The sequence below is a fragment of the Kitasatospora sp. NPDC034035 genome, from assembly GCF_055575755.1.
Genome location: NZ_JBVISA010000015.1, coordinates 188,991 through 203,116, shown reverse-complemented (window position 1 = coordinate 203,116; position 14,126 = coordinate 188,991). Strand labels below are relative to the sequence as shown.

General features: G+C 72.8%; 16 protein-coding genes. 10 read left to right on the top strand and 6 right to left on the bottom strand.

The genetic code is table 11. The features are described 5' to 3' along the window. Window positions 1–127 precede the first annotated feature (127 nt). The 7 genes from ACZ52J_RS22660 to ACZ52J_RS22630 all read left to right on the top strand — a co-directional run bounded on the left by ACZ52J_RS22660 (window position 128) and on the right by ACZ52J_RS22630 (window position 6,131). A complete protein-coding gene (locus ACZ52J_RS22660) occupies window positions 128–1,273 on the top strand; it encodes an MBL fold metallo-hydrolase (protein ID WP_465621152.1) in 1,146 nt (381 codons plus the stop codon). Between the two features lie 21 nt (window positions 1,274–1,294). Next, entirely contained in the window at window positions 1,295–1,444 is a 150-nt protein-coding gene (locus tag ACZ52J_RS22655; protein WP_465621150.1) for a hypothetical protein, read from the top strand. 58 nt (window positions 1,445–1,502) lie between these two features. Further along, the gene (locus ACZ52J_RS22650; RefSeq protein WP_465621148.1) at window positions 1,503–3,065 is read left to right on the top strand and encodes a TldD/PmbA family protein; all 1,563 of its coding nucleotides are present in this window, start codon (window positions 1,503–1,505) and stop codon (window positions 3,063–3,065) included. Further along, window positions 3,065–4,462: a metallopeptidase TldD-related protein gene (locus ACZ52J_RS22645; protein ID WP_465621146.1), complete on the top strand. Its 1,398-nt coding sequence runs from the start codon at window positions 3,065–3,067 to the stop codon at window positions 4,460–4,462. The genes ACZ52J_RS22650 and ACZ52J_RS22645 overlap by 1 nt, the downstream gene beginning before the upstream one ends. A gap of 32 nt (window positions 4,463–4,494) precedes the next feature. Beyond that, window positions 4,495–5,043 (top strand): RNA 2'-phosphotransferase, encoded by a 549-nt coding sequence (locus ACZ52J_RS22640; protein ID WP_465621184.1) that lies wholly within the window; start codon window positions 4,495–4,497, stop codon window positions 5,041–5,043. Between the two features lie 183 nt (window positions 5,044–5,226). Further along, window positions 5,227–5,628 (top strand): DUF3099 domain-containing protein, encoded by a 402-nt coding sequence (locus tag ACZ52J_RS22635; RefSeq protein WP_465621144.1) that lies wholly within the window; start codon window positions 5,227–5,229, stop codon window positions 5,626–5,628. A 275-nt stretch (window positions 5,629–5,903) separates the two neighbouring features. Next, on the top strand, window positions 5,904–6,131 hold the full coding sequence (locus ACZ52J_RS22630; protein WP_465621142.1) for a hypothetical protein: 228 nt from the start codon (window positions 5,904–5,906) through the stop codon (window positions 6,129–6,131). A gap of 20 nt (window positions 6,132–6,151) precedes the next feature. Here ACZ52J_RS22630 and moaA read toward each other — a convergent pair whose 3' ends face one another. From moaA to ACZ52J_RS22610, 4 genes are all read right to left on the bottom strand, one after another. Beyond that, a complete protein-coding gene (gene moaA / locus ACZ52J_RS22625) occupies window positions 6,152–7,141 on the bottom strand; it encodes a GTP 3',8-cyclase MoaA (RefSeq protein WP_360499674.1) in 990 nt (329 codons plus the stop codon). A gap of 75 nt (window positions 7,142–7,216) precedes the next feature. Next, the gene (locus ACZ52J_RS22620) at window positions 7,217–8,836 is read right to left on the bottom strand and encodes a solute symporter family protein (RefSeq protein WP_360499672.1); all 1,620 of its coding nucleotides are present in this window, start codon (window positions 8,834–8,836) and stop codon (window positions 7,217–7,219) included. Next, window positions 8,833–9,189: a DUF485 domain-containing protein gene (locus ACZ52J_RS22615; RefSeq protein WP_360499670.1), complete on the bottom strand. Its 357-nt coding sequence runs from the start codon at window positions 9,187–9,189 to the stop codon at window positions 8,833–8,835. Before ACZ52J_RS22615 ends, ACZ52J_RS22620 begins: the two co-directional genes overlap by 4 nt. Window positions 9,190–9,449: 260 nt before the next feature. Next, window positions 9,450–10,493 (bottom strand): zinc-dependent alcohol dehydrogenase family protein, encoded by a 1,044-nt coding sequence (locus ACZ52J_RS22610; RefSeq protein ID WP_360499668.1) that lies wholly within the window; start codon window positions 10,491–10,493, stop codon window positions 9,450–9,452. 126 nt (window positions 10,494–10,619) lie between these two features. Between ACZ52J_RS22610 and ACZ52J_RS22605 the strand changes: the two genes are divergently transcribed. Both ACZ52J_RS22605 and ACZ52J_RS22600 read left to right on the top strand, forming a co-directional pair. Then, a complete protein-coding gene (locus tag ACZ52J_RS22605) occupies window positions 10,620–11,603 on the top strand; it encodes a DEDDh family exonuclease (RefSeq protein ID WP_465621138.1) in 984 nt (327 codons plus the stop codon). Window positions 11,604–11,634: 31 nt separating this feature from the next. Further along, entirely contained in the window at window positions 11,635–12,432 is a 798-nt protein-coding gene (locus ACZ52J_RS22600; RefSeq protein WP_360499664.1) for an SURF1 family cytochrome oxidase biogenesis protein, read from the top strand. A 34-nt stretch (window positions 12,433–12,466) separates the two neighbouring features. On the opposite strand, the gene trxA is transcribed toward ACZ52J_RS22600, so the two are convergent. Then, window positions 12,467–12,799 (bottom strand): thioredoxin, encoded by a 333-nt coding sequence (gene trxA, locus ACZ52J_RS22595; RefSeq protein ID WP_465621136.1) that lies wholly within the window; start codon window positions 12,797–12,799, stop codon window positions 12,467–12,469. Between the two features lie 3 nt (window positions 12,800–12,802). After that, complete coding sequence (locus ACZ52J_RS22590) at window positions 12,803–13,210, bottom strand: MerR family transcriptional regulator (RefSeq protein ID WP_360499660.1); 408 nt, start codon at window positions 13,208–13,210, stop codon at window positions 12,803–12,805. A 123-nt stretch (window positions 13,211–13,333) separates the two neighbouring features. Here ACZ52J_RS22590 and ACZ52J_RS22585 point away from each other — a divergent pair, with 123 nt between their 5' ends. Further along, entirely contained in the window at window positions 13,334–14,095 is a 762-nt protein-coding gene (locus ACZ52J_RS22585; RefSeq protein ID WP_465621133.1) for an SDR family oxidoreductase, read from the top strand. Window positions 14,096–14,126: the final 31 nt, after the last annotated feature.

Here is a 14,126-nt window from a genome sequence, read left to right as displayed (position 1 = left end):
CGGATCGGGGCGACTGTGCGGGAACAACACGGGCGGGCGCACCCGTTGCCCCCGTGGTACGGACCGGCCCGGGGCGGGCGGTACCGTTCCCCCCCGACCATCCCGGCGAGCGACGAAGGCAGAGCGGATGACCAAGGCACGGCCCGGGAACACCCCCCGACGCGGACGACTGCTGGCCCTCACCGCCCTGGCGGCCGGCCTGGGCGCGGCCGCCTGGTCGCTGCGCGACCTGCCCGCGGCGTTCGGGCGGCGGCCGGACGGCGAGCGCGAGGAGCGGGTGCGCAACTCCCCGCAGTACCGCGACGGCGTCTTCCACAACGCGCCCTCCACGCTCGCCCGCACCGCCGGCGCCCCCGGTTTCGACGGCGCCACCGCCCGCCGGATGCTCTTCGAGCGCGAGGGCCGCGTCCCCGCCCACCCGGTGCCGACCGTCCGTCCGGCCACCCCGCCAGGTCCGGCCGCCGAAGGCGTGGAGATCACCTGGTACGGGCACGCCTCCGCGCTGGTGGAGATCGAGGGCTTCCGGGTGCTCCTCGACCCGATCTGGAGCGACCGCTGCTCCCCCGCCGCGCACGTCGGCCCCAAGCGGCTGCACCCGGTGCCGGTCGAGCTGGAGGAGCTGCCGCCGGTCGACGCGGTGCTGATCTCGCACGACCACTACGACCACCTGGACATGGCGACGGTCAAGCGCCTGGTGCGCAGCCAGTCCGCGCCCTTCGCGGTGCCGCTCGGCATCGGTTCCCACCTGCGCCGCTGGGGCGTCCCGGAGCACCGGATCATCGAGCTGGACTGGGACGAGACCTGCAACCTGGGCGAGCTGGTGCTCACCCTGACCGCCGCGCACCACTTCTCCGGCCGCGGCCTGACCCGCAACACCACCCTCTGGGGCTCCTGGGTGATCGCCGGCCCGAACCGCAAGGTCTTCTACACCGGCGACTCCGGCTACTTCGAGGGCTACGCCCGGATCGGCGAGCAGCACGGCCCCTTCGACGCCGCGCTGGTCCAGATCGGCGCCTACGACGAGGCCTGGTCGGACATCCACATGACCCCCGAGGACGCCGTCCTCGCCCACCGGGACCTGACGGCCGGCCTGCTGGTGCCCGTCCACTGGTGCACCTTCAACCTCGGCCTGCACCGGTGGGCCGAGCCGGTCGAGCGGCTGGTGAAGGAGGCCAAGGAGCACGCCGTCCCGCTGGCCGTGCCGCGTCCCGGCGAGCGGGTGGACGTCGACAACCCGCCGGAGCTCGACGGCTGGTGGGAGTCCGTCGGCTGACGCCTCCCCCGGACGGCTCTCATGACGGCCCTCAGGGCGGCCTTCACGACCGCCCTCACCACCGCCCTCACCACCGCCCTCAGGACGGCCGCTGCCGACGGACCGTACGGGCGGAAACCGCAGCGCACCGGGCGAAATGCGCTGGCCGGAAACCCGGTGGACGGGAAATGATGCGGTGCGGGCGCCCCTGTGGCGCCGCACCGCCACCCTCCGCGACCTGGGAGCCCGATTGCCTCCGATCCCTCCGGCCGATCGTGCCGGCGCGCCGCACGGGCGCGCCGTCGACCCGCTGTTCCTCGCCCTGCCGCTGCGCACCCTCGCCGACGCCGCCCTCACCCGGGCCCGCGAGCTCGGCGCGAGCCACGCCGACTTCCGTCTGGAGCGGATCCGCAGCGCCTCCTGGCGGCTGCGCGACGCCCGGCCGGCCGGCACCTCCGACAGCGTGCAGCTGGGCTTCGCCGTCCGGGTCCTGCTGGACGGCGCCTGGGGCTTCGCCGCCGGCGTGGACCTCACCACCGCCTCGGCGGCGAAGGTCGCCGAGCAGGCCGTCGCGGTGGCCCGCCTCTCGGGCGGGATCAGCCGGGCGGCCGGCTCCGCCGAGCGGGTCGAGCTGGCCGACGAGCCGGTCCACCGGGACGTCACCTGGGTCTCCTCGTACGAGGTGAACCCCTTCGAGGTGCCGGACGCGGAGAAGACCGCGCTGCTCGCCGAGCGGAGCTCCCGGCTGCTGGCCGCCGAGGGCGTCTCGCACGTCCGGGCGGCCCTGCTGACCGTCCAGGAGAACAAGTTCTACGCGGACACCGCGGGCACCATGACGACCCAGCAGCGGATCCGGCTCCACGCCGACCTGGAGGCCACCTCGGTCGACGAGCGCACCGGCGCCTTCGACTCGATGTGCACCCTGGCCCCGCCGGTCGGCCGCGGCTACGAGTACGTGACGGGCACCGGCTGGGACTGGGACGCCGAACTCGCCGAACTGCCCGTCCTGCTGGCCGAGAAGATGAAGGCCCCGAGCGTCGAGGCCGGCCGCTACGACCTGGTCCTCGACCCGTCCAACCTCTGGCTGACCATCCACGAGTCGATCGGCCACGCCACCGAGCTGGACCGCGCGCTCGGCTACGAGGCCGCCTACGCCGGCACCTCCTTCGCCACCTTCGACCGGCTCGGCACCCTCGAGTACGGCTCCGACCTGATGCACGTCACCGGCGACCGCACCGCCGAGCACGGCCTGTCCACCATCGGCTACGACGACGAGGGCGTCGCCACCCAGTCCTGGGACCTGGTCAGGGACGGCATCCTGGTCGGTTACCAACTGGACCGCGGCATGGCCAAGTTGAAGGGCTTCGAGCGCTCCAACGGCTGCGCCTTCGCGGACTCCCCGGCGCACGTCCCGGTGCAGCGGATGGCCAACGTCTCACTCCGGCCCGCCGCCGACGGCCCGGACACCGAGGGCCTGTTCGCCGGGGTGGAGAACGGCCTGTACATCGTCGGCGACCGCTCCTGGTCGATCGACATGCAGCGCTACAACTTCCAGTTCACGGGGCAACGCGCCTACGCCATCAAGAACGGCGAACTCGCCGGCCAGGTCAAGGACTTCGCGTACCAGGCCACCACCACCGACTTCTGGGGCTCGATGGCGGCGGTCGGCGGCCCGCAGACCTACGTGCTCGGCGGCGCCTTCAACTGCGGCAAGGCGCAGCCCGGCCAGATCGCGGCCGTCAGCCACGGCTGCCCGTCGGCGCTGTTCCGGAACGTCAACGTGCTCAACACCCAGCAGGAGGCGGGTCACTGATGACCGCGATGCAGCCCCACGAACTCGTCGAGCTGGCGCTCGGCCTCTCCCGCGCCGACGGCTGCGTGGTGATCGCCGACGAGGACTCCACCGCCAACCTGCGCTGGGCCGGCAACGCCCTGACCACCAACGGCGTCACCCGCGGCCGCCGGCTGACCGTGATCGCCACCGTGGCCGGCGCCGAGGGCACCGCCTCCGGCGTGGTCTCCCGCGAGGCCGTCACCCCGGAGGACGTCGAGGACCTGGTGCGGGCCGCCGAGGAGGCCGCCCGCGCGGCCGGCCCGGCCGAGGACGCCCAGCCCCTGGTCACCGACCGGCCCGCCTCCCCGGACTTCACCGAGCCGCCCGCCGAGACCTCGATCGCGGTCTTCGACGCCTTCGGCCCGGCCCTCGGCGAGGCCTTCGCCCGCGCCGCCGCCCAGGGCGAGCTGCTGTACGGCTTCGCCCGCTACGAGCTGACCTCCAGCTACCTGGGCACCTCCACCGGCCTGCGGCTGCGCCACGACCAGCCCACCGGCATGGTCGAGTTCAACGCCAAGACCGCCGACCTGTCCGGCTCGGCCTGGGTCGGCGCCGCCACCCGGGACTTCACCGACATCGACGTCACCGCCCTGCACACCGAGCTGACCAAGCGCCTCGGTTGGGGCGCCCGCAAGGTGGACCTGCCGGCCGGCCGCTACGAGACGCTGCTGCCGCCCTCGGCCGTCGCCGACCTGATGGTCTACCTCAGCTGGTGCTGCGGCGGCCGCGACGCCCACGAGGGCCGGACGGTCTTCTCCAAGCCCGGCGGGGGCACCCGGATCGGCGACAAGCTCAGCGGCCTGCCGCTCACGCTGCGCTCCGACCCGCGGGAACCCGGTCTGCAGGCCCCGCCGTTCGTGCTCACCCACTCCACCGGCGGGGACGTCTCGGTCTTCGACAACGGCGACCCGCTCGCCGCCACCGAGTGGATCCGCGAGGGCGTGCTGAACGAGCTGGTCACCAGCCGCCACTCGGCCGGCCTCACCGGACTTCCGGTGCGCCCGGCCATCGACAACCTCGTCCTGGAGACGGCCGGCCAGGAGTCGGCGCCGACCCTGGACGAGATGATCGCCCGCACCGAGCGCGGCCTGCTGCTCACCTGCCTCTGGTACATCCGGGAGGTGGACCCGGCGACGCTGCTGCTCACCGGCCTCACCCGGGACGGCGTCTACCTGGTGGAGAACGGCGAGGTCGTCGGCGCGGTCAACAACTTCCGGTTCAACGAGTCCCCGGTGGACCTGCTCGACCGGATCACCGAGGTGGGCCGCACCGAACGCTGCCTGCCCCGCGAGTGGAGCGACGACTTCACCCGCGCCGCGATGCCACCCGTGCGTGTCGCGGACTTCAACATGAGTTCGGTCAGCCAGGCCTCTTAGCCGCTGGCCAACGGGGGGATACGAGAGACATGATGGACGAGAAACGGCTGGTCAGGTCGAGCAGGATGCTGTCGCGCATCCTGCGGCACGAGCCCGGGCTGGTGGGGGTCACGCTGGACGGGTCCGGCTGGGTCCGGGTCGACGAACTGCTCGCCGCGCTCGCGGCCAAGGGCAGGCCGCTCACCCGGGCCGAACTGGACCACCTGGTGGCCACCAACAACAAGCGCCGCTTCGGCTACTCGCCGGACGGTCTCTCGATCCGCGCGAACCAGGGCCACACGGTGGCGGTCGACCTCGGTCTGGCCGCCGCCGTGCCGCCCCACGTGCTCTACCACGGCACCGCCGACCGGCACCTCGCGGCGATCTTCCGCGAGGGCCTGCGCCCGATGACCCGCCAGGACGTCCACCTCTCGGCCGACACCGAGACGGCGACCAGGGTCGGCGCCCGGCACGGCCGCCCGGTGGTGCTGACGGTGAACGCGGCCGCGATGACGGCGGCCGGCCACGAGTTCCGGCTCAGCGAGAACGGCGTCTGGCTCACCGACGCCGTACCCCCGCAGTACCTCTCCCGGCGCTCGTAGCCTGCACCCGCAGCCCGGCACACAGCCCGCCACACCCGAAGGGCCTGTCCGCCGGACAGGCCCTTCGGGTACCCGACCGGGTGGGTCCGCCCCACCCGGCCTCGTCGCCGCGACCTCCCGGGCGTACCGTGAGGAGGCCGCGCCGGCCAGGCGCGCGAGTGCGTGACGAGGGCGGTAGGACACATGGGCAAGAGCGCCGACGGCGGGCAGGTCTTCCGGATCACGGGGGCGCGCAGCAGCCTCACCGAGGACGTCCGGGGACGCCAGCGCCGCTACGTCATCTCGATGCTGGTCCGCACGCTCTGCGTGCTGCTCGCGGTGGTGCTGTGGGACGTCCAGCGCTGGCTGGCGTTCGGGGCGCTCGCGGGCGGCGTGCTGCTGCCGTACTTCGCCGTGCTGGTCGCCAACGCGGGCCGGGAGCGGGCCCCGGGTCTGCCGAGCGCCTTCGAGTTCCCGTCGGAGACCCCGCTGATGCTGGGACCCGGCGGGAAGGGTGGGGCGGGTGGGGCAGGTGGGGCAGGTGGGGCTGCCGGTACAGGAGAGGCAAAGGCCGCTGCCACCGATCCTTCACAGGACGTGAACTGACCGTCCGTTTCACCCCGCTTCATCCTCAAGCGGCTAGGCGAAAGCTCAAAAGAAGCTCAGATTAATCATGCAAGACCTCCCCAACCGAGGGTCCTGGCGTGACATACTGCGTACGCGCTCCGCATCCCCCGTCGGAGCGACGGACCGACGCCGGGCAGCTCCCCCCGTGGCTGCCCGGCGTCGCCATGCCCGCACCCGGTCGCCCCGACGGGCGTGCCTACCGGGCGTGACAGACTGGCGGTGCAGACTTCCCGCCTATCGCTGAGGACGGCCCGATGGACACCCCGCAGACGCCGATCTGCTCCGCCAAGGGCTGCCGGGCGGACGCCGGCTGGGTGCTGGTGTGGAACAACCCCAAGCTGCACACCCCGGACCGCCGCAAGACCTGGCTCGCCTGCGACGAGCACCGCGAGCACCTGTCCCAGTTCCTCGGCGTGCGCGGCTTCCTCAAGGAGGTCGTCGCCTTCGCCGACTGGACCCCCGGGCCCGGCACCGCTTCCTGACCGCCGAGCCCTGCCCCGCTCTAGCCGCCGATCGCGGACATCGGCCGCTCGGGCTGGTGGAACTCCGGGTCGTCGATCCCGGCCCCGGCCTTCTTGCCCCACATCGCCGCCCGCCACAGCTCGGCCAGCTCGGCGTCGTCCGCGCCCGAGCGCAGCGCGGTGCGCAGGTCGGTCTCGCCCGTCGCGAACAGGCAGTTGCGCACCTGGCCGTCGGCGGTCAGCCGGGTACGGTCGCAGGCGCGGCAGAACGGGCGGGTGACCGAGGCGATCACGCCCACCCGGCCCGGGCCGCCGTCCACCAGCCAGCGCTCGGCGGGCGCCGCGCCCCGGCGGGCGGACGGCTCCGGGGTGAGCGCGAAGCGGGCGCGGAGCAGTTCGAGGATCTCCTCCGCGGTGACCATCGAGGTGCGGTCCCAGCCGTGCTGGGCGTCCAGCGGCATCTGCTCGATGAAGCGCAGCTCGTAGTCCCGTTCCAGGCACCAGGCCAGCAGGTCGGCCGCTTCGTGGTCGTTGACGCCGCGCATCAGCACCGCGTTCAGCTTCACCGGCGCCAGCCCGGCGGCCTCGGCGGCAGCCAGCCCGTCAAGCACGTCCTGGTGGCGCCGACGGCGGGTGAGGGTGTGGAAGACCTCGGGGTCGAGGGTGTCCAGTGAGACGTTGACCCGGTCGAGGCCGGCCTCGCGCAGCGCGGTCGCGGTGCGGGCCAGCCCGATGCCGTTGGTGGTCAGCGAGAGCTCGGGGCGCGGTTCCAGCTCCGCGCAGGCGGCCACGACGGCGACCAGCCCGGGGCGCAGCAGCGGTTCGCCGCCGGTGAAGCGGACCTCGCGGACGCCCAGGTCCCGCACGGCGACCGTGACCAGCCGGACGATCTCCTCGTCGGTCAGCAGGTCCGGTTTGGCCAGCCACTGCAGGCCTTCCTCCGGCATGCAGTAGGTGCAACGCAGGTTGCACCGGTCCGTGAGGGAGACCCTCAGGTCGACGGCCTGTCGTCCGAAGGTGTCGAGCAGCACGTGCGTCCTTCCCGAAATGCGGCCGGCCCGGCCACCGTCACGGCGGGCCGGGCCAGCATAGTCATCACGGGATGATCAATGGGCGCCCAGTCCGGTCAGCGAGCGGACCTCCAGTTCAGCGTACTTCGCCGGGTCGGGACGTTCCCTGGACAGCAGGGTGCCGAGCCAGCCCGCCAGGAAGCCGATCGGGATGGAGACCAGGCCGGGGTTCTCCAGTGGGAACCAGTGGAAGTCGACGCCCTGGAAGAGGGAGTTCTTGGCACCGGACAGCACCGGGGAGAAGATCACCAGCACGACCGAGGAGATCAGACCGGCGTAGACCGAGCTGACCGCGCCGACGGTGGTGAAGCGTTTCCAGAACAGCGAGTAGAGCAGGGTCGGCAGGTTCGCCGAGGCGGCCACCGCGAAGGCGAGCGCCACCAGGGCGGCGGTGCTGAGCTTGCCCGCGTAGAGGCTGAGCACGATGGCGACCGCGCCGATCGCCACGGCCGCCCACTTCGCCGACCGCACCTCCTCCTTCTCGCTCGCCTTGCCGCGCCGGATCACGTTGGCGTACAGGTCGTGCGCGAAGGAGGCCGAGGAGGCGAGGGTGAGCCCGGCCACCACGGCGAGGATGGTGGCGAAGGCGACCGCCGAGATCACCGCGAGCATGATCGCCCCGCCGGTGGTGCCGGCCCCGCCGCCGAGCTGCTCGGCGAGCAGTGGCGCCGCGGTGTTCCCGGACGGCGTCTTGCCCTCGACGGCCACCATGCCGCTGCGGCCGACCAGCGCCGCCGCGCCGAAGCCGAGTGCCAGGGTCATCAGGTAGAAGACGCCGATGATGCCGATCGCCCAGAGCACCGACTTCCGGGCCGCCTTGGCGGTGGGGACGGTGTAGAAGCGGACCAGGATGTGCGGCAGGCCGGCGGTGCCGAGCACCAGCGCGATCCCGAGGCTGATGAAGTCGAGCTTGGAGGTGTTGGTGGCCCCGTACTTCAGCCCGGGTTCGAGGAAGGCCGAGCCCTTGCCGCTCGCGGAGGCGGCCGCGCCGAGCAGTTCCGAGGGGTTGAAGTGGTACTTGGCGAGCACCAGGACGGTCATCAGCGCGGCGCCGGCGATCAGGAGCACCGCCTTGACGATCTGCACCCAGGTGGTGCCCTTCATGCCCCCTATCACTACGTAGATGATCATCAGCGCGCCCACCGCGAGGATGGTCCACCGCTTGGCGCCCTCCCCGGTGACCCCCAGCAGCAGGGCCACCAGCGCCCCGGCGCCGACCATCTGGGCGAGCAGGTAGAAGATCGACACCACGATGGTGGACACGCCGGCCGCGGTGCGCACCGGGCGCTGGCGCATCCGGAACGCGAGGACGTCCGCCATGGTGAACCGGCCGGAGTTGCGCAGCGGCTCGGCGATCAGCAGCAGCGCGACCAGCCAGGCGACCAGGAAGCCGATCGAGTACAGGAAGCCGTCGTAGCCGTTGAGCGCGATCAGCCCGGCGATGCCGAGGAAGGAGGCCGCGGACATGTAGTCGCCGGAGATGGCCAGGCCGTTCTGGAAGCCGGTGAAGCCACGGCCGCCGGCGTAGAAGTCGGCGGCGCTGCGGTTCTGCCGCCCGGCCCAGACGGTGATGACCAGGGTGGCCAGCACGAAGGCCCCGAACAGGGTCATCGTCAGGCCGCGGTGCTCGGTGGCGGAGCTGGCGAGCAATGTCATTCGGCGGACTCCCGGGGGGCATGGAGGACGGCGCCGTGCGCCTCGCGGATCGCGGTGGCGGCCGGGTCGATCCGCCGGTCCGCGTAGCGGGCGTACCAGGCGGCGATCGCGAAGGTGGTGGCGAACTGCAGCAGCCCGAGTACCAGGGCCACGTTGACGTGCCCGGCGACCTTGGCGCGCATCAGGCCGGGGGCGTAGCAGGAGAGCAGGACGTAGAGCAGGTACCAGAGCACGAAGCCGATGGTGACCGGGAAGGCGAAGCTCCGGAACGAGCGCCGCAGGGTACGGAACTCCTCGCTGTCGTCGATGAGTTGGACTTCCGTAGTGGAAGTGGTGATCGGCGGCGAATCCACTCTTTCTCCTCACTCCTTCGGCGTAGCTGTCACACGGGGGGAACGATCGAGCGTGAGGGGCGTCACATGTCGCGGGCGCGCCGCGCAATGCTAGGAGCGTCGTGCCCGCCCCGAAAGGGGTTGACCGCGATCAGCCGGTCGTTCACCCCCTCGCGCCATCCGAATGGCCGAAAACCACCACCCGCGTCACTTCGGACCACCCCCGCCCCATGCGAAGAGGGGCGGCACCGACCAACGGTGCCGCCCCTCTTGACGATGCGTCAGAAGGCGATTCGGACCTTCAGCGCCGAGCGGTCGTCCATCGCCCGGTAGCCGTCCGGCACGCCGTCCAGGCCGACCGTGCGGTCGAAGACCAGGCCCGGTTCGATGGCCCCGGAGAGCACGTCCGGCAGCAGCTCGGGGATGTACGCGCGGGCCGGCGCGACGCCACCGTTCAGCGAAACGTTTCGGCCGAACATCTGACCGATGTCCACGCCCGCGCTGCCGCCGTGCGGCACGCCGACGTACCCGACCGCGCCGCCGTCCCGGGTGATCGAGATGGCCGTCCGCATCGACTCCTCGGTGCCGACCGCCTCCAGCACCGCGTGCGCGCCCTGGCCGCCGGTCAGCTCCTTGACCGCCTCGACGGCGGCGTCCCCGCGCTCGGCCACCACGTCCGTCGCCCCGAAGCGCCGGGCCAGCTCGGTCCGGGCGGTGTGCCGGCCCAGCGCGATGATCCGGCCCGCGCCCAGCCGGTGCGCCGCCAGGACGCCGCACAGGCCCACCGCGCCGTCGCCGACCACCGCGACCGTCGCCCCGGGCCGCACCCGCGCCGAGACCGCCGCGTGGTGCCCGGTCGCCATCACGTCCGACAGCGCCAGCAGCCCGGGCAGCAGCTTCTCGTCGCCCGCCGCCTCCTTCGGCAGCTTCACCAGCGTCCCGTCCGCGAACGGCACCCGCACCGCCTCGCCCTGGCCGCCGTCCGAGCCGACCTGCCCCCAGAACCCGCCGTGCGGGCAGGAGGTCTGCAGGCCTTCGCGACAGAAATCACACGTCCCGTCCGACCAGACGAACGGCGCCACCACCAGATCGCCCTTGGCGAAGCCGCGCACCTCGGCGCCGGCCTCCTCGACCACGCCCAGGAACTCGTGCCCGATCCGCTGTCCGGCCACCCGCTGGGCCACGCCGCGGTAGGCCCACAGGTCGCTGCCGCAGATGCAGGCGTTCACCACGCGGAGCACCACGTCCGTCGGATGCTGGATCACCGGGTCCGGTACGTCTTCGATCCGGATGTCGTTGGGGCCGTGAATCACGGTGGCACGCATGCGCTGTTCCTTCGCTGAAACGATCTCGACCAGGTGTACGACACCCCCGCCGACCACTCTATTCCGGCCGGTCGGTCGGAACATTCCGGCCAGGCCCCTCCGCGGCGCCCCTTATCCTGTTGGACCATGCAACCGATCCAGCCCGCGCCGAGGACCGCCCCGGTCCCCGCCCAGCGCTCCGCCGCCCCCGACGAGGGCTTCGCGGTCGTCGACGTCGAGACCACCGGCCTCGGCCGCTCGGACCGCGTCATCTCGGCGGGCGTCTACCAGCTGGACCCGGACGGCGAGGTCACCGACCACTGGTACACCCTGGTCAACCCCGAGCGGGACCCGGGACCGGTCTGGATCCACGGCCTGACCACCGAGCTGCTCTCCGCCGCCCCGACCTTCCCGCAGGTCGCCGACGAGCTCGCCGACCGGCTGCGCGGCCGGGTCCTGGTCGCGCACAACGCGCTCTTCGACTGGAACATGATCTCCCGCGAGTTCTCCCGGGCCGGCCTGCGCGCCCCGGTCGAGCAGCGGCTGTGCACCATGGTCCTCTCCCGCGACCTGCGTCTGCCGCTGCCCAACGGCAAGCTGTCCTCGCTCGCCGCCCACTTCGGCGTCCAGCAGCGCCACGCCCACAACGCCCTGGACGACGCCCGGGTGCTCGCCGAGGCCTTCCGCCCCAGCCTGCACCTCGCCCGCCTCGGCGGCGTCCCGCTGCCGCTGCAGAACTGCGTCGCCGTCACCGACCTCGGCGAGGACGAGCCCGCCGCCCCCGGCCGCGCCTCCTGGACCGGCGCGAGCTACCGCCAGGCCAAGAAGCGCCCGCCCTGCCCGTACCCCAACCCCGGGCGCTGGCTGGACGGAAAGCCGCTGGTCCAGGGCATGCGGGTGGCCTTCACCGGCGACACCTCGACCGACCGCGAACTCCTCGAGGACCGCGCCGTCGAGGCCGGCCTGCACATCGCCGGCTCGGTGAGCCGCCTCACCAGCCTGCTCGTCACCAACGAGCCGGACAGCTGGAGCGGCAAGGCCCGCAAGGCCCGCGAGGTCGGCACCCCGGTGGTCACCGAGGACGCCTTCCTCCAGCTGCTGCGTGAGGTCGCCCCGCACCCCGGTACGTGAGCCCGTTGTGAGGTCGGCGTACCGTTCCCATGTGTACCGTTTTCTGCTGACCCGCCAGTGGCTGATCACCATGCTGATCGCTCTGCTGCTGATCCCCGCGACGATCAAGCTGGGCTTCTGGCAGCTGCACCGCCACGAGGCGCGGGTGGCCCGGAACGAGCTGATCGGCAAGGCCCTCACGGCCGCCCCGGTGCCCTTCGACACCCTGTCGCCGACCGCCGGGTTCGCGGTCCCCAGGGACCTGACCTGGCGCGCGGTGACCGCCACCGGCCGGTACGACGTGGCGCACGAGTTCGTGGTCCGCAAGCGGACCGACTCCAACGGGAGCATCGGCTACTTCGTCGTGACCCCGCTGAAGCTCTCCGACGGCAAGGGCACCGTCCTGGTCAACCGCGGCTGGGTCGCCTCCGGCGACGGCGCCACCCAGTACCCGCCCGTCCCGGCCGCCCCGACCGGCGAGGTCACCCTCACCGGCCGTCTGCGCGCCGAGGAGACCTACGGCGCCAGCGGCATCAAGGACCGCGCCGGCCTGCCCGACCGCCAGTTCAACCTGATCAACACGGACGAGCAGGCCAAGGAGAGCGGCACCGCCCTCCTCGGCGGCTACCTCGAACTCGCCGCCACCACCCCGGCCCCAGCCGACCAGCCCGAGCTGATCCCCGAGCCCAACCACTCCGACATCGGCCCGCACATGGCCTACGCCATCCAGTGGTGGCTGTTCACGGCGATGATCCCGGTCGGCGTCTGGATCCTCGCCCGCCGCGAGGCCAAGGACCGCGCCAAGCAGGCCGCCGAACCCGAGACCGTCACCGAACCCGTCCCGGCCTAGCCCACGGGCTCCAGCACATCGCCTGGCCCACGGCCTACAGCACGTCCTCCAGCTCCCGGAGCAGCCGGGCCTTCGCCCGCGCCCCCACCACCGACCGCACCGGCTGCCCGCCCCGGAACACCATCAACGTCGGCATCGACAGCACGCCGTACGCCGCCTGGGTCCGCGGATTGTGGTCCACGTCGACGCTCACCACCCGCAGCCGATGCCCTTCCTCCCGCGCGACGTCCGCCAGCACCGGCGCCATCATCCGGCACGGCGGGCACCAGTCCGCCGTGAAGTCCACCAGCACCGGCCCCTCGGCCGCCAACACCTCCGCGGCGAACGTCTCGTCCGTCACCGCCGGCACACCCGCGATCTGCACCATCGCCTACTCCTTCGCCAGTTCACACAGTGGTGGTTGCTCGGAAGCCGCGAGGTCGTCCCGCGCCCGCACCGCCCGCTCGAACTGACCGGCCACCCGCGCCCGCACGTCCTGCAGTCGCGCGAGGCAGTCGTCCAACTCGGCGAGCTTGCGCTCGTACACCTCCAGCGAGGCCGGGCACGAGTCCCCCTCGGGGTGCCCCGCCCGCAGACACTCCACGAACGGCCGGGTCTCCTCCAGCCCGAACCCGAAGTCCTGCAGCATCCGGATCTCCCGCAGCAGCCGCAGGTCCCCCTCGTCGTACGCCCGGTACCCGTTGCCCGCCCGCCGGGCCGGCAACAACCCCAACTGCTCGTAGTACCGCAACGCCCGCGTGGTCGTCCCCGCCCGCTCCGCCAACTCCCCGATCCGCATGCTGAACCCGCTCCTCCCGCACTTCCGGCAACGACCGTAAACGTTCCCCCGGACGTCAACGCCAGCCCCCGGAACGACCATCCCCTTCTCCGGCCCGCGACCCCACCCGGCACTATGTCCCTCATGGATCTCGGACTGAAAGACAAGGCCTACATCGTCACCGGCGCCACCCGGGGCCTCGGCCTCGCCGCCGCCCGCGAGCTCGCCGCCGACGGCGCCCGCGTCCTCGTCAGCGGCCGCACCCGGCAAGCCGTCGACCGGGCCGTGGCCGAACTCGGCGCCCTCGGCACCGCCCGGGGCCTGGTCGCCGACAACGCCTCCCCCGACACCCCCGAGCGCCTCCTCGCCGAGGCCCGGCAGCACTTCGGCCGCCTCGACGGCATCCTGATCAGCGTCGGCGGCCCGCAGGCCGGCCCGGTCGAGACGACCCCCGAGGAGGCCTGGCGCGACGCCTTCGAATCCGTCTTCCTCGGCGCCCTCCGCCTCGCCCGCGCGGCCGCCGCCACCCTCTCCGACGGCGGTGTGATCGGCTTCGTGCTCTCCAGTTCGGTCCGCCAGCCGATCCCCGGCCTGGGCATCTCCAACGGCCTGCGTCCCGGCCTCGCCATGGCCGCCAAGGCCCTCGCCGACGAGCTCGGCCCCCGCGGCATCCGGGTGGTCGGCCTGCTCCCCGCCCGGATCGACACCGACCGGGTCCGCGAACTGGACTCCCTCGCCGCCGACCCGGAGGCCGCCCGGGCCTCCGCCAACGCGGGTATCCCGCTCGGCCGTTACGGCACCCCCGAGGAGTTCGGCAAGGTCGCGGCCTTCCTGCTCTCCCCCGCCGCCTCCTACCTGACCGGCCTGATGGTCCCCGTCGACGGCGGCGCCCTCCGCACCCTCTGACCCACCCCCAGGACCCCTGCTCCACCCTCGA